The 17,114-nt window shown below is 46.7% G+C and carries 23 protein-coding genes; 16 read left to right on the top strand and 7 right to left on the bottom strand.

Annotated features, from left to right (window positions below):
* The first annotated feature begins 28 nt into the window (after positions 1–28).
* From KI350_RS19650 to KI350_RS19660, 3 genes are all read left to right on the top strand, one after another.
* Positions 29–298: a YpbS family protein gene (locus KI350_RS19650; RefSeq protein WP_145646138.1), complete on the top strand. Its 270-nt coding sequence runs from the start codon at positions 29–31 to the stop codon at positions 296–298.
* Positions 299–377: 79 nt separating this feature from the next.
* On the top strand, positions 378–527 hold the full coding sequence (locus KI350_RS19655) for a hypothetical protein (RefSeq protein WP_164468301.1): 150 nt from the start codon (positions 378–380) through the stop codon (positions 525–527).
* Positions 528–611: 84 nt separating this feature from the next.
* Complete coding sequence (locus KI350_RS19660) at positions 612–1,499, top strand: 5'-3' exonuclease (RefSeq protein WP_374706279.1); 888 nt, start codon at positions 612–614, stop codon at positions 1,497–1,499.
* Between the two features lie 10 nt (positions 1,500–1,509).
* On the opposite strand, the gene sspL is transcribed toward KI350_RS19660, so the two are convergent.
* The 3 genes from sspL to KI350_RS19675 are packed head-to-tail and all read right to left on the bottom strand — an operon-like array spanning position 1,510 to position 2,788.
* Entirely contained in the window at positions 1,510–1,656 is a 147-nt protein-coding gene (sspL, locus tag KI350_RS19665) for a small, acid-soluble spore protein L (protein WP_003182847.1), read from the bottom strand.
* A 42-nt stretch (positions 1,657–1,698) separates the two neighbouring features.
* Positions 1,699–2,097, bottom strand: a complete 399-nt coding sequence (locus tag KI350_RS19670; protein WP_065643810.1) for a reverse transcriptase-like protein — start codon at positions 2,095–2,097, stop codon at positions 1,699–1,701.
* The gene (locus KI350_RS19675; protein ID WP_145646126.1) at positions 2,087–2,788 is read right to left on the bottom strand and encodes a queuosine precursor transporter; all 702 of its coding nucleotides are present in this window, start codon (positions 2,786–2,788) and stop codon (positions 2,087–2,089) included. The genes KI350_RS19670 and KI350_RS19675 overlap by 11 nt, the downstream gene beginning before the upstream one ends.
* A gap of 75 nt (positions 2,789–2,863) precedes the next feature.
* On the opposite strand from KI350_RS19675, the gene KI350_RS19680 reads away from it, so the two are divergent.
* Both KI350_RS19680 and KI350_RS19685 read left to right on the top strand, forming a co-directional pair.
* A complete protein-coding gene (locus KI350_RS19680; RefSeq protein ID WP_145646125.1) occupies positions 2,864–3,523 on the top strand; it encodes a reverse transcriptase-like protein in 660 nt (219 codons plus the stop codon).
* Positions 3,524–3,537: 14 nt separating this feature from the next.
* A complete protein-coding gene (locus KI350_RS19685) occupies positions 3,538–3,723 on the top strand; it encodes a zinc-finger domain-containing protein (RefSeq protein ID WP_003182841.1) in 186 nt (61 codons plus the stop codon).
* A 68-nt stretch (positions 3,724–3,791) separates the two neighbouring features.
* Here KI350_RS19685 and KI350_RS19690 read toward each other — a convergent pair whose 3' ends face one another.
* Positions 3,792–4,058: a DUF2564 family protein gene (locus KI350_RS19690; protein ID WP_020451892.1), complete on the bottom strand. Its 267-nt coding sequence runs from the start codon at positions 4,056–4,058 to the stop codon at positions 3,792–3,794.
* A 160-nt stretch (positions 4,059–4,218) separates the two neighbouring features.
* Here KI350_RS19690 and KI350_RS19695 point away from each other — a divergent pair, with 160 nt between their 5' ends.
* On the top strand, positions 4,219–4,401 hold the full coding sequence (locus KI350_RS19695) for a hypothetical protein (RefSeq protein ID WP_003182837.1): 183 nt from the start codon (positions 4,219–4,221) through the stop codon (positions 4,399–4,401).
* Between the two features lie 54 nt (positions 4,402–4,455).
* Here the strand turns inward: KI350_RS19695 and cspD are convergent, their stop codons facing one another.
* Entirely contained in the window at positions 4,456–4,656 is a 201-nt protein-coding gene (cspD, locus tag KI350_RS19700; RefSeq protein WP_003230776.1) for a cold-shock protein CspD, read from the bottom strand.
* A 284-nt stretch (positions 4,657–4,940) separates the two neighbouring features.
* On the opposite strand from cspD, the gene KI350_RS19705 reads away from it, so the two are divergent.
* Positions 4,941–5,630 (top strand): AIM24 family protein, encoded by a 690-nt coding sequence (locus tag KI350_RS19705; protein WP_145646124.1) that lies wholly within the window; start codon positions 4,941–4,943, stop codon positions 5,628–5,630.
* A 53-nt stretch (positions 5,631–5,683) separates the two neighbouring features.
* Here the strand turns inward: KI350_RS19705 and KI350_RS19710 are convergent, their stop codons facing one another.
* Entirely contained in the window at positions 5,684–6,835 is a 1,152-nt protein-coding gene (locus tag KI350_RS19710; protein ID WP_145646122.1) for a diglucosyl diacylglycerol synthase, read from the bottom strand.
* A gap of 269 nt (positions 6,836–7,104) precedes the next feature.
* A complete protein-coding gene (gene metA, locus KI350_RS19715; RefSeq protein WP_065643815.1) occupies positions 7,105–8,013 on the bottom strand; it encodes a homoserine O-acetyltransferase MetA in 909 nt (302 codons plus the stop codon).
* 151 nt (positions 8,014–8,164) lie between these two features.
* Here metA and KI350_RS19720 point away from each other — a divergent pair, with 151 nt between their 5' ends.
* The 9 genes from KI350_RS19720 to KI350_RS19760 all read left to right on the top strand — a co-directional run bounded on the left by KI350_RS19720 (position 8,165) and on the right by KI350_RS19760 (position 16,955).
* Positions 8,165–9,844, top strand: coding sequence for a formate--tetrahydrofolate ligase (locus KI350_RS19720; protein ID WP_145646121.1), 1,680 nt, complete (start codon positions 8,165–8,167; stop codon positions 9,842–9,844).
* 15 nt (positions 9,845–9,859) lie between these two features.
* On the top strand, positions 9,860–10,339 hold the full coding sequence (locus tag KI350_RS19725; protein ID WP_145646120.1) for a glutathione peroxidase: 480 nt from the start codon (positions 9,860–9,862) through the stop codon (positions 10,337–10,339).
* Positions 10,327–10,998, top strand: a complete 672-nt coding sequence (locus KI350_RS19730; RefSeq protein ID WP_145646119.1) for an HD domain-containing protein — start codon at positions 10,327–10,329, stop codon at positions 10,996–10,998. Before KI350_RS19725 ends, KI350_RS19730 begins: the two co-directional genes overlap by 13 nt.
* Positions 10,999–11,028: 30 nt before the next feature.
* On the top strand, positions 11,029–12,165 hold the full coding sequence (locus tag KI350_RS19735) for a conserved virulence factor C family protein (protein ID WP_145646118.1): 1,137 nt from the start codon (positions 11,029–11,031) through the stop codon (positions 12,163–12,165).
* A gap of 344 nt (positions 12,166–12,509) precedes the next feature.
* Positions 12,510–14,186, top strand: coding sequence for a dihydroxy-acid dehydratase (gene ilvD / locus KI350_RS19740; RefSeq protein ID WP_212930577.1), 1,677 nt, complete (start codon positions 12,510–12,512; stop codon positions 14,184–14,186).
* Between the two features lie 88 nt (positions 14,187–14,274).
* Positions 14,275–14,709, top strand: a complete 435-nt coding sequence (locus KI350_RS19745) for a BrxA/BrxB family bacilliredoxin (protein WP_025811259.1) — start codon at positions 14,275–14,277, stop codon at positions 14,707–14,709.
* A 36-nt stretch (positions 14,710–14,745) separates the two neighbouring features.
* A complete protein-coding gene (locus tag KI350_RS19750; protein ID WP_145646116.1) occupies positions 14,746–15,516 on the top strand; it encodes a class I SAM-dependent methyltransferase in 771 nt (256 codons plus the stop codon).
* 272 nt (positions 15,517–15,788) lie between these two features.
* Entirely contained in the window at positions 15,789–16,391 is a 603-nt protein-coding gene (locus tag KI350_RS19755) for a YpjP family protein (RefSeq protein ID WP_065643822.1), read from the top strand.
* 15 nt (positions 16,392–16,406) lie between these two features.
* Positions 16,407–16,955, top strand: a complete 549-nt coding sequence (locus KI350_RS19760) for a phosphatidylglycerophosphatase A family protein (protein ID WP_065643823.1) — start codon at positions 16,407–16,409, stop codon at positions 16,953–16,955.
* Positions 16,956–17,114: the final 159 nt, after the last annotated feature.

Raw genomic sequence — 17,114 nt, forward strand, 5'->3', positions numbered from 1 at the left:
CTGAATAAAAAAAGAAGGGAATTAGATGATGACAAACGTTCATGAAGCAATTACAGCACATTCCAAAAAACAGCACCAGCACATCAAGCAGTTCGTGCGTCTCGAACAGGAGAGGGAAAAAGCGATCGATGAAGCGGTTGATATGTGCCGGCGAAATGAAGCATTTTCAACCGACCTCATCAACCAAATTACCAAGCAGATGAACGAATTGGCCAAAAAAGGCATCGTTCCCACGAGACGGCTCGTCTCGAAAGAAATGGTCGCCGAATACGTCAGCCGAAAATATCCGCAGGCCTAGCTGGTGAATCCTTCCGCGTGTGGTGTCATGTTTTTTTGCAAAACATAAACCATGACCCGCCCGCTGGAGGTGAAGTGTAATGGGAAGAACAAAACTTGGCAACGCGAATGCACAGCGAAACAACAACGCTAAAAAGAAGAACGGCTTTAACACTGAATTTGCGACTGAATCCTATTCGCAAATGGAAGCCGCAAAATTAATTTCTAGCAAAAAACAGCACAAAAAATAGAAACAGCGTCGATTGACGCTGTTTTCATCATTTTTGCTCCTGTGGTACAATAAGTGCATTGTATGATGAAAGGAAGTTTCTATAATGAACAAGAAGCTGCTGCTTGTAGACGGGATGGCTTTATTATTCCGGTCTTTTTTTGCGACTGCGGTGCACCGCAATTTTATGCTGAATGACAAAGGGGTGCCGACAAACGGGGTTCACGGCTTTTTAAAGCATCTGTTAACCGCGGTGTCTGCGTTTGAACCGAGCCATGTCGTCTGCTGCTGGGACATGGGGAGCAAAACGTACCGCAACGATTTATTTAAGGACTATAAAGCGAACCGCGGCGAGCCGCCGCTAGAATTGATTCCGCAATTTGACATGGCAAAGGAAGCGGCGGAAGGGCTCGGGATTTTAAATATCGGCCTTGCGGGCTATGAAGCCGATGACTGCATCGGCACGCTGTCAGCGATGTTCAGCGAAGAAGCGGAGATCACGATCGTCACCGGTGATAAAGATTTGCTTCAGCTTTTAACAGTCAATGTTAAAGTCGCCCTGCTTCAAAAAGGAATCGGCAATTATAAAGTATACACGGAAGAATCATTCAGTGAAGAGACCGGTGTCGAGCCGAAGGCTTTGATTGACATCAAAGCGCTGATGGGCGATACAAGCGATAACTACCCGGGTGTAAAAGGCATCGGCGAAAAGACGGCTTACAAACTGATCAAGGAATATTCGACTGTTGACCGGCTGCTGGAAAACATCGGTCAGCTGACAAAAGGCCAGCAGACGAAAATAACCGAATGTCTTGAAGACCTGAAGCTGTCCAGAATTCTTGCAGAAATCAAATGCGATGTACCGCTTTCCTGCTCATTGGACGACGCAGACTTCACCTTGATGCATGACAGGGCGAAAGCGATGCTGAGACTTCATCAAATACGGGGAATCGAACCGCTGCTGATGAAATTCGAAAAAAGAGAGATCGGATAAACCGATCTCTCTAATGTTTTGTATTGCTTTTTTTCGCCCGGTTTTCAAGCTCGGTTTTTGGGTCTGTATGCCGGTTATCCCGGTTCAATACAATATCCCCCTGGGGCGTGACACCGCCTGTCAGGCGGCCTCTTCCTGCTGAGTGCTGTTTTTCCACATGAACCACCTCACTCGTTATGATGTGCAGCGGGAATGGATTTTACTCGGGGTGGTTCAGCAATATCGCCTTTTTCGCAAGCTTGTCAGCCGCCTGATTAGACTTCGAAGGAATCCACTTGATAAAAAATAAATCAAAATCGTTTTTTAAGCGGATGATTTCATCCAGATAAGGCTTAAATGCCTGATTTTTGACAAACTCCGAATCCGCCGCGCGCTCAACGATCTGCGAATCGGTCCGAAACGAAACGATCCGGTAGTTTCGTTCGGCGCACAGCTTCATTCCTTCGATCAGCGCCTTGAATTCCGCTTCATGGTTGCTCAGTAAGCCGGCCGGAAGGGAGAAAGACTCGGTCTTCTGACCGTCTTTGATGAAAATGCCAAGTCCGGACGGTCCGGGATCACCCGCGCTTGCTCCGTCGATATAGACCTCAACCGGCATTGTTTTCGCTCCTTTCATCCAAAGGGGTGATTCTTTTAGCGGCATAAGCGTACGGAGCTGCGAAAACGGCGACAACGAATTTCAAGACGTATGTCGTGATGAAAATCTGAATCCATACATCGAGCGGATAAGCGCCCATAAATGCGACGCTTGTAAAAATCAACGTATCGAGCAGCTGGCTTAGGGCTGTGCTGCCGCTGTTGCGAAGCCACAGTGCCCGATCGGAAGGAAATAACCTTCTGATTCCCGAATATACATAAACATCAAGCGTTTGGCTGATGATATAGGCGAGCAGGCTGCCGAGCGCCACGCGGGGCAAGAAGCCGAATATCGTCTCCAGCGCAGGCTGTGCGATGTCTTCCGGATGCGGCTTGAACAGAAGCGCTCCTTGCATGACGAGCGTCAAGGCAATCAGAATGAAAAAACCGATTGAAACGGCTTTTTTCGCTTCTGCCTTTCCGTATCTTTCATTGATGACGTCGGTCGCAAAAAATACGCTTCCGTACAGGATGTTGCCGAGTGTCGCGGTCAACCCGAACAGCTCGACCGTTTTGACCACCTCGATATTGGCGGCGGCTGTCGCAAAACCGATCCAGACAAATAAACCGGTTTTGCCAAATCGTTTAAAAAAGAAGAGAACAATGATAAAATTAATGATCGCAAAACTAATCCATAATATTTCGTTAAACAAGAACGGGTACTTCCTTTCTGAATAAACTGTTTTGATTATAGCATAACAAGCCATAATTTGAATAAAGGTGATTTTGTGAAACTGAGAGCAGGTATGAAAATCAAGATTAAAGGGTCTTCACCCATTCCATTTACAGCTGATGAATGGATCGAGGTGAAAGAGGCAGTGGCGGCCGGGCGTCAGCTTTCTCAAAGTCCGTATGTCACTGAACTTGAGTTTGAAGATGAGAAGGGCAGCTTTTGGACTCTGAAAGAGCTGGAAAAGCTGAAAGAAGAGCTTGCAGCTGAACCGGATGAGATCACCGTCTATTTTGACGGCAGCTATGATAAAGAAAGTCAGCTCGCTGGTTTAGGCATTGTGATATATTACTCCCTCGGCGGGGACCGGTATCGATTGAGAAAGAACAAGAGCTTTCGGCTGACAACGAATAACGAGGCGGAATATGCGGCTCTCTCCGAAGCCGTTAAAGAGCTTAGAGATCTCGGGGCAAGCAGGAACTCCGTTGTCATTAAAGGGGATTCGCTCGTCGTGCTGAACCAGCTTGAAGGTAACTGGCCATGCTATGACCCCGTCCATTCGAAATGGCTGGACAGAATCGAAAGCCAGCTTCAAAAATTAAAGCTCACGCCCACCTATATTCAAATCAGCCGCAAAGACAACAAGGAAGCGGATCAGCTCGCAAAAAAAATGCTTGAGCATACCATTGTGGAAAGCCAAATCAAACTAGATGAATAACGGAGATGAACGTTTTGGATAAGAAAGAGATCTTTAAGGAACTGACACATTTGCAGGACACCTACTGTGAAGGGTGCTTCATCAAAAAACACTTCAGAAAAGAATACGGAAAAACGTATGCCCACGCATTTTGCATTTCAAAATGTACGGTCGGGGAAAAGCTCCGCACCTATGGAGACGTGCTGACAAACAAAAATTGATCCCTTTACCATCCCCAATAGGCCATCATCCTTGGGCCGCGCTAAAAAAACCGCTGAACGCGGTTTTTTTAATGCTGTGATTCGTCAAGCTGGTGCTGGCAATCATTTAATATGTTGAGCTGTTCGTTTAAAAAGTCTTCATCCAGTGCGGATAGTTCCTCAGCCTGTGACAGCTGTCTGGCATCTTCGATCGATTGATACGCCGATTTCAGCAAAGTGGAGCTCTTTTGCCTCGTCGCCATTCCCGTCGTCTTTTGGGCGGTTTCTACGGCTATTTCAAGCTGCTTGCGCTGATTAAATCCCGTTACGAGATCATCGCGATGTTCTGAGTTCATGATCATACACCTCCGACAAGTATTTTTTCTAAAAAAGGCATTTTTATGTGTGAAATAGAAAAAATAAAGTAAAATTAATCCGATATAACTATTGAACCTAAAAAATATAAGTCTTTATTACTAATTTAGGTAATCATGAAAAAAAGGAGTCTGAGGAACAGTGGAAAGCAATGAACTGCAAACCGTTCTTCACAAGACATTTGTGGAGGTATATAAAGATCTTGAACAGCTCGTTGATATCGCGAAAAAGGGGCGTCCATCTCTCGAGAAGAACATTGAGGAAATCGAGCAAAGGCTGAAGCAAAATATACTGGCGATCGAAATTCAGCTGAAAATTAAATAGGAGAGGCAAAAAATGCCTCTCCTCTTATTTGAAGTCTCAATTGTCTTGATTTTGTTAAAGCTTTACAACGTTAGATGCTTGAGGTCCACGATTACCTTCAACAATTTCGAAAGAAACTTCTTGTCCTTCTTCTAGAGATTTGTATCCGTCACCTTCGATTGCAGTGAAATGAACGAATACATCGTCTCCGCCTTCAACTTCGATGAAGCCGAAGCCTTTTTCATTGTTAAACCATTTTACTTTACCGTTTTGCATATTGCTTAATCCTCCTAGTACTGTAGCACAATGTGCTAAAAAAAATTTTCATCATCTAACGGTGTTCTGCTAAATGATGGTTTCACTATACACTATCTATGGAGGCTTCGTCAAGCTGTCAAGAGAAAAAAATGAACTTTAATGCTTTTTTAAGGAATTTCTTTGAAAACGTTTTCGATTTATGGTTATTGATCATTATTTTTCGCAAAGCGGACGAAACATTTTAAGCGTCAGCCCGTATATAATAAAACCAATATCAGGAATGCGAAGAGGAGTGTTTATAGATGAACCGTTATTCGGTTGATGAGTTTGTATCCAAAACCCAGCAGGAAGACAAAGGGGAGGGGCTGTTTGAAATGGAAACGCCCCGTCTCTTGGAAGTTAATCTCGATGGAAAAGTGTGGGCAAAGGCCGGTTCGATGGTTTCCTACAGGGGAAGAGTCAAATTTAAGCGTGAAGGGGTATTTGAACACGGAATTGGACGTATGGTGAAAAAAGTGTTCAGCGGCGAAGGGGCTGCACTGATGAAAGCGGAAGGAAACGGGAAGGTGTACCTCGCGGATCAAGGAAAGAAGATTTCCATCTTAAACTTGAAGGAGGACTCCATATTTGTGAACGGGCACGATCTGCTCGCATTTGAGCCGTCGATCGATTGGGACATCAAACTGATGAAAAGAATTTCCGGCATGCTGGCCGGCGGATTGTTTAACATTAAGCTTGAGGGTACTGGAATGGCTGCAATCACAAGCCATTACGAGCCGCTCACTTTGATCGTAACCCCGGAAAGCCCAGTCTATACCGATCCAAACGCAACGGTTGCCTGGTCTGGAAGCCTGCAGCCTGAATTTGTGACAGATGTATCTTTTAAGACGTTCATCGGCAGGGGAAGCGGGGAATCGATCCAAATGAAGTTTTCAGGGAACGGGTTTGTCGTTGTGCAGCCGTTTGAAGAAGTTTATTACTCGGAATCTTAATATTAAACGAAAAAAACACTTGCAGAGCAAGTGTTTTTTTGACTCGGGCTTTTTTAGGACAGCGCCCGGACAGTCTGTTTTTTGTTCATGATGATTTCAGACTGCTCGATAATGTCCGTCAGGATGACTTCTGATGAATTGGATAAATGCAGGCTTTTAATGTTTTTCTTCATTTCGTTTAACTTTTTCTCATCAGCCAAAAGGGAGGAGACTGATTCAAGAATTTCCTCATGCCTGTTGACGACGATGGCAGCTCCTCTGTCTTCGAAGAACAGGGCATTTTCCTTTTCCTGCCCGGGAACAGGCTTGTAAAGGATGACGGGAACGCCGATTGCCGTGGCCTCCGTCAAGGTAATTCCGCCCGGCTTTGTGATCATGCAGTCAGCCACCCTGAACAGCTCGTCAATTCTTTCGATATAACCGAGCGATTTCAGCTTGTTTGGATAAAGGGCTTCAATGTCTTCCAGTGAAGATTTCAGCATCGTATTTTTTCCGCACACGACGACGACTTGAACATCCTCTTTCGTCACCAGAGATTCACACAGTTCTTTTACGTTTTTCAGAACCCCGTGTGCGCCTGCCATGATCAGCAATATCTTCTTGTCGGGAGACAGCTGATACTTCTCGTAGATTTTATCTTTGTCCATTTCTTCTTCAAACTGCCTGCGGATCGGAATACCCGTGATCTTGACATTGCTCGGGTGAGTGCCGATTTCGAGCAGTTTTTCCTTCACATAATCAGTTGCTACGTAATATTTATCAATATGTTCGTGGACCCAAATTTTATGAAGGCAGAAATCTGTCATGACGTTAAAGGTCGGAATGACTTTTCCCATTCTCCGTCTGTATTCGGGCACGACAATCATTGGAAACGTATTGATGATGATGTCTGGCTGATGTTTTTTAACCAGTTGGTCCAGCCGTTTATTTCCCATTTTGAAATAAATATTAAACTTTCTTTTATTGTAAATTTTATCGACCCCATAGTAGAACAGGCGATAAAACTGTTTACCGATTGAGAAGCTTTTCAGGTAGAGATACTGCGTGATCTCTGACACAATCGGATTTGATTCTTGATACAAATTCGAAACAGTTACATTCTTAAAACCGAGCCGTTCGCACTCTTGGTAGAGCGTTTTGGCTACTTGAACATGGCCATTTCCGTAATTTGCAGTCAAAATTAATATATTTTTATTGGTATTCAAGCATATTCACCTCAATTAATTCAAACAGCAAGAGCTAAAATGGTAAAAAAACAGGAGTCAATGTCCACACATACCATACCATAAATATTATTTTAATTATAAATGAAGAACAAAAATTAAGGTATTTTTAAAGTATGGATCGGCAGGAAAGCACTGGGTTCCTTATTATTCTTGCTTTCGCGGCCAAGCCGAACCCCCTTATGGAAGACTAACCCAACTGTATTTTAACACATTTTGAATGTCTTGCATCAGACCAGGGCATGAGAATTTCATTTCCACTCATATGGTGTTTCCTGGTAAACGTAATAGTTCAGCCAGTTCATGAACAAAAGAGTCGCGTGGGCCTTCCAGCGGTTTACAGGCGCCGCGCCGTCCGGCCCGTCTTTAAAATAATTCACCGGCGGATCAATGTCCATGTTCCTGGCCAAATCCCTTTCATACTCTTCTTTAAGAGTATCTGTATCATACTCAGGATGTCCAGTTAAAAAAACTTGTTTTTCATCTTTTGAAGCAATTAAACAGACGCCCGCTTCATCGGATACGCTGAGCACTTTTAAATGGGACACGGCTTTCAGGTCATCCATATTGATATCTGTATGCCTCGAATGCGGGACATAGTAGAATTCTTCAAAGCCTCTGACAAGTCTTTCATTTTTCTCCATTATTCTGTGTTCGAAAACGCCAAATGTTTTTTTCGGCAGTTTGACTTTGCGAATTCCGTAGTGATGATACAGTCCCGCCTGCGCTCCCCAGCAGATGTGAAGCGTTGACGTGACATGCGTTTTGCTCCACTCTAAAATCTCCTGAAGTTCTTTCCAATAGGACACTTCTTCGTACTTCAGGTGCTCGATCGGCGCACCGGTAATAATCATGCCGTCGAATTTTCTGTTCCTGATTGAAGAAAAAGTTGTATAAAACTGTTCCAAATGCTGCCTTGGTGTATGTTTTGGCGTGTGTGTAGACGGTATTAAAAAAGTGAAATATACCTGTAAAGGAGAATTTCCGAGCATCCTGAGCAGCTGTGTCTCGGTCCTGATTTTCTGCGGCATCAGATTAAGAATTACAATATTTAAAGGTCTGATGTCCTGATGAAAAGCCCGTTTTTCATCCATGACAAAAATATTTTCACTTTCAAGAATCTGCTTCGCTGGCAAATTGATAGGTATGTTGATAGGCAACACGCCACCTCCGGTTTTCTCCGCTGATTTTTCTTCATTATAGGAACTTTTTGGCGATATTTCAATGTGTGAATTGTGTTACAATGAAAGAAGTGTGTGAAAAATATGGAAAATCATCGTGTGATGAACCAAAAGGAGGCTCCTCTTGCAAATGAAATCCCATCTATCAGACATAGAAATCGCCCAAAGTACGGAATTAAAACCGATTACCGAAATTGCACGGAAACTCAATATAAATGACGAAGAAATAGAGTGTTTTGGTTGCACAAAAGCGAAAATTTCTTTAAAAATTTTTGAGCGTTTGAAAGAAAAAAACGATGGACAGGTGATTTTGGTAACTTCCATCAACCCGACCCCGGCCGGTGAAGGAAAGTCGACTGTCACCGTCGGATTGAGCCAGGCACTCTGGCAGATTGGCAAAAAATCGATCGTTGCACTGAGGGAACCTTCACTCGGTCCGACAATGGGACTGAAAGGCGGGGCTGCCGGAGGAGGATATTCCCAGGTTCTTCCGATGGAGGATATCAACCTCCACTTTACGGGAGATATGCATGCGATCACAGCTGCGAATAACGCTTTGGCGGCTTTTATAGACAATCATATTCATCAGGGAAACGAATTAAACATCGATATTAGAAAAATCGTCTGGAAAAGGACGCTTGACCTCAATGACAGGGCGCTGCGCGAAACCGTTGTCGGCTTGGGCGGAAAAGCGAACGGATTTCCCCGGGAAGACGGCTTTGACATTACTGTCGCATCGGAAATCATGGCCGTTTTATGCCTGGCCGGAGACTTGGCCGATTTAAAAAGACGCCTGGCAGCAATGATCGTTGCCTACACTGTTGACGGAGAGCCGGTGACGGCCGGCATGCTCGGTGTCCAGGGAGCGCTTGCCCTCCTGTTAAAAGATGCCATCAAACCAAACCTTGTTCAGACTGTTGAAGGAACACCGGCGCTCGTCCACGGAGGCCCGTTTGCAAACATCGCTCACGGGGCAAACAGTTTGATCGCGACGAAAACGGCTGCGAAACTGGCTGATTATGTCGTGACTGAAGCGGGATTTGGCGCGGATTTGGGTGCGGAAAAATTCATGCACATCAAAACGAGAGCCGGCGGGTTCACCCCGGGAGCGGTCGTGATCGTCGCCACCGTCAGAGCGCTGAAAATGCACGGCGGAACGCCTCTCGCCGATTTGAAGCAAAAAGACGTAAAAGCATTAAAAAGCGGAATCGCAAACCTTGCGAAGCATATCGAAACGATAGACGCCTTCGGTCTTCCGTACGTTGTGGCCGTCAACAGATTTGTACACGATGCGGAGGATGAGCTTGAGACGGTTCTTGGCTGGTGCAGGGAAAACGGACATCCGGCTGCACTGTGCAATGTTTGGGAAGAAGGCGGAAAAGGCGGGACTGACCTGGCAAGGGAAGTCATTCATGTCATGGAACAAAAGGACAATCGTTTTTCCTATTTATATGAATTAACCGACTCGATCGAAGACAAATTAACCAAGATTTCCCGCACCGTTTATGGAGCCGAAGGGGTAGAGTTTACCGAAAAGGCGAAAAAGCAGCTGCTGGAATTGAAAAAGAACGGATTGGGCGGGCTGCCAGTATGCGTGGCCAAAACTCAGTATTCTTTATCAGATGATCCGGGGAAAATCGGCAGGCCGAAAGGTTTTAGCATCACCGTCCGTGAATTAAAACCATCGAGGGGCGCGGGATTTATCGTCGCTTTAACTGGCAGCATTTTAACAATGCCCGGGCTGCCGAAACGTCCTGCTGCACTTAAAATGGATGTCGGTGAAGACGGCAGGGCCAAAGGTTTATTCTAAAAAGGAGGGACGGTCATGTCCATTTACGATATCAGCGTCAAGACGATTAAAGGCGAGGACACGACACTGCGGCCGTATAAAGGCAAAGTGCTTCTCATCGTCAACACGGCCTCAAAGTGCGGATTTACACCTCAATATGAACAGCTTCAAGACTTGTATGAAACATATAAAGACCGAGGGCTTGAGATTCTGGGCTTTCCCAGCAACCAATTCATGAATCAGGAGCCTGGCGATGAAAAAAGCATTGAAGAATTTTGCAGCGTAAACTACGGTGTCACGTTTCCGATGTTTTCGAAGGTGAATGTAAAAGGAGATCAAATCCACCCGCTGTTCCGCCACTTGACGAACAAGGCGAAGGGCATGCTTGGAACAAAAGCGGTCAAATGGAATTTCACAAAATTTCTCGTTGATCAAACCGGGGAGAACGTTGAGCGTTTTTCACCGCAAACCAATCCAAAGGAGATGGAGGAGACCATTCAGAAATGGCTGGGCTGAATCAGGAACAAACAGAACAGATCCGCTTGATGTCCGAATGGGTAAGAAAAAAGCTCGCAGCCGAAGACACAGGACATGACTGGCTGCATATCGAAAGGGTTCGGAACGTAAGCCTTCAGATTGCAAAAGAAGAGGGTGCAGACCTGTTTATGACCGAAGCTTGCGCCCTTCTCCACGATGTGATTGATGTAAAGCTTGCCGATGAACACCGGGTTCCGCTTCATGAGCTGAAAAGGCGCCTGTCAGAAGACTGGAAAGTCGATCCTGGTACGGTTGACGGGATTCTTGCCATCATCGCAAGAATTTCATTCAGAGACAGAGAAAAATATAAAGACGAACCCCTTTCAAAAGAAGGTATGGCAGTTCAGGATGCCGATCGGCTTGATGCGATGGGCGCCGTCGGGATCGCCAGGGCTTTGATGTATGCGGGGGCAAAGGGTCATCTCCTCTATGGGAGCGCCAATGCGCCTACTGCTGTCGGCCACTTTTACGAGAAGCTTCTCCTTTTAAAAGATTTGATGAATACAAAGACGGGACGGATGCTCGCAGAAAAAAGGCATCAGCTGATGCTCGAATTTCTCGGCGAACTGGAAAATGAATGCGCCTTCTCCAGAGAAAGCCGCCTTGATAGATCAGGGCTGGGGGTTATGGTAGAATAAGACCGGATCTTTTAACAGAGGGGGACAATGATGAAAATTAAATCGATAGAACCGACACCGAGCCCGAATACAATGAAGGTGATTTTGACCGAAGAACTGCCGGGCGGAAAAAGCAATAATTATAAAAAGGACCATGCGGAAGGCGCGCCTCCCGTCATCCAGGAAGTTTTAAACATAGACGGAGTAAAAGGCGTCTACCATGTGGCCGATTTTATCGCTGTCGAGCGCAATGCGAGATTTGACTGGAAAGACATCCTCCCTGCGGTGCGCGCTGCCTTCGGAATGGACGAAGCCGAAGAGGCGGGGGGCCGTTCCGAAGAAAAAGAATCGTTCGGCGAGGTTAAAGTCTTCGTGCAAATGTTCAGCGGGATACCGATGCAGGTGAAATTGACCGACGGCGAGCGCGAGGAGCGCTTCGGCCTTCCGGAACGTTTCCAGGAAGCGATCTTGAAGCTTAAAACCGCGTCTTCCAACGTCGTGCTCGAACGGTCATGGAAAGAGCAAGGCGTCAGATTCGGCGATTTTTCAGAAATCGGCCGTGAAGTAACGGAAGAGCTTGAGGCGGCTTACGATGAGGAGCGCCTGCGGAAGCTGACGGAATCAGCTGCATCAAGCGATGCTGATGATAAACGCGCGGCTGTGCAGCGAAAGTCTTACCGGGTTACGCTTGAAATGATGGATGAGGAAGATTGGCAAAAACGCTATGCTCATCTAGAACAAATGGACCCGGATGAAAAGGACATTCCAGTACTCGAAAAAGCGCTCAAGGACCCGAAAACATCGATCAGAAGGCTTGCTGTCGTTTATTTGGGCATGATCGAAACGCCTGCGGTGCTTCCTCTTTTATATCAAGCGCTCGAAGACAAAACGATCACGGTCAGAAGAACAGCCGGTGATTGTCTGTCAGACATCGGAAACCCGGAAGCGATTCCGGCAATGATCAAAGCGCTCAAGGACCCGAGCAAGCTTGTGCGCTGGAGAGCCGCCATGTTTCTGTACGAAGTCGGCGATGAGAGCGCGCTTCCCGCTTTAAAAGAAGCTGAAAACGATCCCGAATTTGAAGTCAGCCTTCAAGTCAAAATGGCGATCGAACGGATCGAATACGGTGAAGAAGCGAAAGGCTCCGTATGGAAGCAAATGACGGAAAGCCGCAAAAAAAACGGTTGACAAGGACGCTGGAAACAGCGTCTCTTTTTTTGGCCTCAAGCCCTCCGCTCCGAAGCGGCGATCCATCCGGGAATTTTGAAAAAAGTCACGCGTCTTGTTATAAAATATCACTTTTTCTATAAAAATATTTCGAATATTGTTGAAAAGCACGCTGAAAATATATATAGTAGTTAGCAATCATATGGAATGTGGAGGTTCTGATTCATGGGGAATGATTTACAGATGAAGATCAAAACAGCCGTCATCTTGCGGATCAGTCCGGCAAGCGGTTAACAGACAGTTTTTTGAAACTGAATATTCAGAAAATATAGAATGTAAATACGAAGATGTTTAGGAGGATCACGATGACAGGTTTACGCAGTGACATGATTACAAAAGGGATCGACAGAGCGCCGCACCGCAGTTTGCTGCGCGCGGCAGGAGTAAAAGAAGAGGACTTCGGCAAACCGTTTATTGCCGTTTGTAACTCATATATCGATATCGTACCGGGTCATGTCCATTTGCAGGAGTTCGGAAAAATCGTCAAAGAGGCGATCAGAGAGGCCGGCGGTGTTCCGTTTGAATTTAATACAATCGGGGTCGACGACGGAATTGCGATGGGACATATCGGAATGAGATATTCTCTTCCGAGCCGCGAAATCATCGCCGATTCAGTGGAAACGGTTGTATCAGCGCACTGGTTTGACGGAATGGTATGTATTCCAAACTGCGATAAAATCACGCCGGGCATGATCATGGCAGCAATGCGGATCAATATTCCGACCGTGTTTGTCAGCGGGGGGCCGATGGAAGCGGGAAGAACGAGCGACGGACGGAAAATCTCGCTTTCCTCTGTATTTGAAGGCGTTGGCGCTTATCAATCAGGCAAAATCGATGAGAAAGGGCTTGAGGAGCTTGAACAGTTCGGCTGTCCGACATGCGGATCATGCTCGGGCATGTTCACGGCCAACTCGATGAACTGCCTTTCTGAAGCTCTTGGCATCGCCATGCCGGGCAACGGCACCATTTTGGCGACATCGCCCGACCGCAGGGAATTTGCCAAACAGTCGGCCCGCCAGCTGATGGAGCTGATCAAGTCGGATATCAAACCGCGCGACATCGTGACCGAAAAAGCGATCGACAACGCGTTCGCTTTAGACATGGCGCTCGGCGGATCAACGAATACGATCCTCCATACGCTTGCGATCGCCAATGAAGCGGGGGTAGACTACTCGCTTGAACGGATCAATGAGGTAGCGGCAAGGGTTCCGCACTTATCAAAGCTTGCGCCGGCTTCCGATGTGTTTATTGAAGATTTGCATGAAGCAGGAGGCGTATCAGCAGTCTTACACGAGCTGTCGAAAAAAGAAGGCGCGCTTCATTTGGATACGCTGACCGTAACAGGAAAAACGCTTGGCGAAAATATTGCCGGGCGCGAAGTGAAAGATTACGAGGTTATTCATCCGATCGATCAGCCGTTTTCAGAGCAAGGCGGACTCGCCGTCCTGTTCGGCAACCTGGCGCCTGACGGAGCGATCATTAAAACCGGCGGCGTCCAAGACGGGATTACCCGCCATGAAGGACCTGCGGTTGTCTTTGACTCACAGGAAGAAGCGCTTGACGGCATCATCAACCGTAAAGTAAAAGCGGGAGATGTCGTCATCATCCGCTATGAAGGTCCTAAAGGCGGACCGGGAATGCCTGAAATGCTTGCACCGACTTCGCAGATCGTCGGAATGGGCCTCGGTCCGAAAGTCGCCTTAATTACCGACGGCCGCTTTTCCGGAGCCTCCCGCGGTCTTTCGATCGGCCACGTTTCGCCAGAAGCAGCCGAAGGCGGCCCGCTTGCTTTCGTAGAAAACGGCGACCATATCGTTGTCGATATCGAAAAGCGGATTTTAAACATCGAAATCTCCGATGAAGAATGGGAAAAAAGAAAAGCAAACTGGCCCGGATTTGAACCGAAAGTGAAAACAGGCTATCTCGCCCGGTATTCAAAGCTGGTGACATCTGCCAATACCGGCGGCATTATGAAAATCTAGCGGTTTTTTCGCCCGGTGTTTGAAATTCAGCCCCCGCTGTAGTATCCTTGACATCAGTAGTCAAGGTTTATAGAGGGGGCTTTTTAATATGTCAACAGCTTATGAAGAATACATGCGCCAGCTCGTTCTTCCGATGCGTCAGGAATTGGTGCAGGCCGGCTTTAAAGAGTTATCGACTGCGGAAGAAGTTGAGACTTTCATGGAAGGTGCAGAAGGCACGACTTTCGTCGTCGTCAATTCAGTCTGCGGATGTGCCGCCGGACTGGCGAGACCGGCAGCCGTTCAGGCCGTCTCCGGAAGCGAAAACGGCCCTGACGAGACCGTTACAGTTTTTGCCGGACAGGACCGCGAAGCAACGGCAAAAATGAGGGAATACTTCGAAGGATATGAACCGTCTTCACCTTCAATGGCACTGCTGAAAGGCAAAGAAGTCGTTCATTTCATTCCGCGTGAACAGATTGAAGGCCGTGAAATGACGGAGATTATGAAAAACATTACAGATGCTTTTGAAAAACATTGCTAAAATGCCCTTTGAAGGGCATTTTTTACGGAGAAAAACATGATTGTCACAACAAGCTACAGACCGACTGAAAGCACGGTTTTAACGGCGGAAAAAATCAGCCGGACGCTCGGCGCCCGCTTTTCCGAGCGGAGAAAACGGCCGATTCGCCAAATCCGGCAAACAGAGCAGGATGATGTTCTCGTGGTTGGAAAAGAGCGCTTCGAGCTGTATCATTCAGAGGGCGAAAAGTTCTTTTTCCACCCGAACTCTGCGATGTTCCGGGCGAAGCGCATGTTAAGGGGCGAAGCGGATCCTTTTGTCGAAGCTGCACAAGTTGAACCGGGAGACAAGCTGCTCGATTGTACGCTCGGCCTTGGATCAGACGCGATCATTGCAAGCCTTGCCGCTGGCGAACAAGGCGAGGTGCGCGGAATTGAAAAAAGCCCGCTCCTCGCTTTTCTTGTCGAGGCGGGACTTCAATCGTGGGAGACCGGCCTTGCCGCTTTGGATCAGGCGATGAAAAGGATTCGGGTTCATTCCGGCGACAGCTTTGAATATCTGCTGGAACTTGATGATGATTCAGCAGATATCGTCTACTTTGACCCGATGTTTGATGATGGTATCAAAGAATCAGACGGCATCGCCCCTTTAAGAAAGTGGGCGCATTCCGAGTTTACGCTTGACGGTGCTTTACATGAAGCCCTTCGGGTCGCCAGAAAAAGAGTGGTCCTGAAAGACCACTGGAAGAGTCCGCGCTTTGAAAAATACGGATTTTCCGTAAAAAAACGAAAAACAGCCCTGTTTCATTACGGTGTCCTCGAAAGATGAAATCCCAAGGTATATACCTTGGGATTTTTTAATCTGCGATTTCCATGACGATAAAATAAGCGAGGGTAATCAATGAAGCGGCTATAAAAAGACCTTCAACCATGAACGATCACTCCCAGTTTTGGAATTTTCATCTTTGATTGTAAACGTTTTATCGGCAAAAGAAAAGGCGTTTTGTTTTTCTGCACTGCCACTTTATGAATGACTGAAAATTCAACCTATGATAGAATAAGAGAAAACGAGAAAGCGATCCAAAAGGGGACTAATCAGTCATGAAGATGTGGATGAGAAAAGCGCTTGTCGCATTATTTACAATTGCAACGTTCGGCCTTGTATCTCCTCCTGCTGCATTAATGGCGGACAAGCCGCAGGAGCATCAGAGCGTGAAAGAATCCGGGTATACAGCTGTTTATCAAAAGCAGGAAGAGCCCGAACTTGAAGAAGACAGCGAATCCAGATCTTCATTTAACACTTACAAGGACGAACTGCTCAATGAAGCGGAAGATCTGTCATTCGTAAAATTCGGCAGCAGGATATCGCCGGTCATTGAAGACGAGTACAGGGAAGAAGTGCTTCCAAAGGTCGAGGAGATCATCGTCAGCCATCTCATGACAATGCAGGACAATGACGCTTACCAGGATCTCGTCATTTCCAAAACGCCGACGGCGGGGAAGTCGGAAAGAATTTTCCACGTTTACAACCGGAAAACGGGGGAAGATGTGCTGAGATTCCATGTGCGCAGGGACAAGCCGCCGCATAAAGGGTACTGGTTTAACTTTCATTATCATACTGCCGAAGACGGCTTTCAAAAACATCACGATCTCGGAAGCATTTACTGGGACCGCAATACACCGCCTAACTGGATGAGCCACTAAAGGAGATTGATGCAGATGAAGAAGTATACGATGAATGAAATGGTGCACATAACGAAAAATATGCTGAATGAGCGCGGGGTTACGATTGAGGATATCGCGCTGATCGTACAAAAGCTGCAGGAAAAATACCATCCTGATCTGTCGCTTGAAGTATGCATTGAGAATGTCGAAAAGGTCTTAAACAAAAGGGAAATCGTTCATGCCGTGTTAACGGGGATAGCGCTTGACCAGCTTGCCGAGAAAAAGCTATTGCCTGAACCGCTTCAATATTTGGTCGAAACGGATGAACCCCTTTACGGAATCGACGAGATTATTCCGCTTTCCATCGTAAACGTCTACGGTTCGATCGGCTTGACGAACTTCGGCTATCTGGATAAAGAAAAGTTCGGCATCATTAAAGAACTGGACGACTGTCCGGACGATGAGGTTCACACGTTCCTTGATGATATCGTCGCTGCCTTGGCGGCAGCTGCTGCAAGCCGAATTGCCCATTCGCATCAGGATCTTGAGGATGAAGTGCAGGAAGAGAGAACAGACGGACAGAGCGTTGCGAATAGCCGCTGAAAGATCCGGCCGTCCCCGCCATCAGGCGGGGACTCAGCTTGTCGACAAAGTCACAAAAAATGGCTTCATCGACAAGCTTTTTTTGTTAAAATATGAGTGAAATCTAGTTTTTGGAGGTTTTACCATGTTGTCCAAGCAATCAAAAGATCAGCGTGAACA

This window comes from Bacillus sp. J41TS8 (assembly GCF_018333035.1).
GTDB classification, from domain to species: domain Bacteria; phylum Bacillota; class Bacilli; order Bacillales; family Bacillaceae; genus Bacillus; species Bacillus paralicheniformis.

What these genes read in the sequence shown, in the direction of transcription:
- KI350_RS19650 (WP_145646138.1), top strand. Translation starts at nt 29, where the DNA reads ATGACAAACGTTCATGAAGCAATTACAGCACATTCCAAAAAACAGCAC.
- KI350_RS19655 (WP_164468301.1), top strand. Translation starts at nt 378, where the DNA reads ATGGGAAGAACAAAACTTGGCAACGCGAATGCACAGCGAAACAACAAC.
- KI350_RS19660 (WP_374706279.1), top strand. Translation starts at nt 612, where the DNA reads ATGAACAAGAAGCTGCTGCTTGTAGACGGGATGGCTTTATTATTCCGG.
- KI350_RS19670 (WP_065643810.1), bottom strand. Translation starts at nt 2,097, where the DNA reads ATGCCGGTTGAGGTCTATATCGACGGAGCAAGCGCGGGTGATCCCGGA.
- KI350_RS19690 (WP_020451892.1), bottom strand. Translation starts at nt 4,058, where the DNA reads ATGAACTCAGAACATCGCGATGATCTCGTAACGGGATTTAATCAGCGC.
- cspD (WP_003230776.1), bottom strand. Translation starts at nt 4,656, where the DNA reads ATGCAAAACGGTAAAGTAAAATGGTTTAACAATGAAAAAGGCTTCGGC.
- KI350_RS19705 (WP_145646124.1), top strand. Translation starts at nt 4,941, where the DNA reads ATGAACCGTTATTCGGTTGATGAGTTTGTATCCAAAACCCAGCAGGAA.
- KI350_RS19720 (WP_145646121.1), top strand. Translation starts at nt 8,165, where the DNA reads ATGAAATCCCATCTATCAGACATAGAAATCGCCCAAAGTACGGAATTA.
- KI350_RS19725 (WP_145646120.1), top strand. Translation starts at nt 9,860, where the DNA reads ATGTCCATTTACGATATCAGCGTCAAGACGATTAAAGGCGAGGACACG.
- KI350_RS19730 (WP_145646119.1), top strand. Translation starts at nt 10,327, where the DNA reads ATGGCTGGGCTGAATCAGGAACAAACAGAACAGATCCGCTTGATGTCC.
- KI350_RS19735 (WP_145646118.1), top strand. Translation starts at nt 11,029, where the DNA reads ATGAAAATTAAATCGATAGAACCGACACCGAGCCCGAATACAATGAAG.
- ilvD (WP_212930577.1), top strand. Translation starts at nt 12,510, where the DNA reads ATGACAGGTTTACGCAGTGACATGATTACAAAAGGGATCGACAGAGCG.
- KI350_RS19745 (WP_025811259.1), top strand. Translation starts at nt 14,275, where the DNA reads ATGTCAACAGCTTATGAAGAATACATGCGCCAGCTCGTTCTTCCGATG.
- KI350_RS19750 (WP_145646116.1), top strand. Translation starts at nt 14,746, where the DNA reads ATGATTGTCACAACAAGCTACAGACCGACTGAAAGCACGGTTTTAACG.
- KI350_RS19755 (WP_065643822.1), top strand. Translation starts at nt 15,789, where the DNA reads ATGAAGATGTGGATGAGAAAAGCGCTTGTCGCATTATTTACAATTGCA.
- KI350_RS19760 (WP_065643823.1), top strand. Translation starts at nt 16,407, where the DNA reads ATGAAGAAGTATACGATGAATGAAATGGTGCACATAACGAAAAATATG.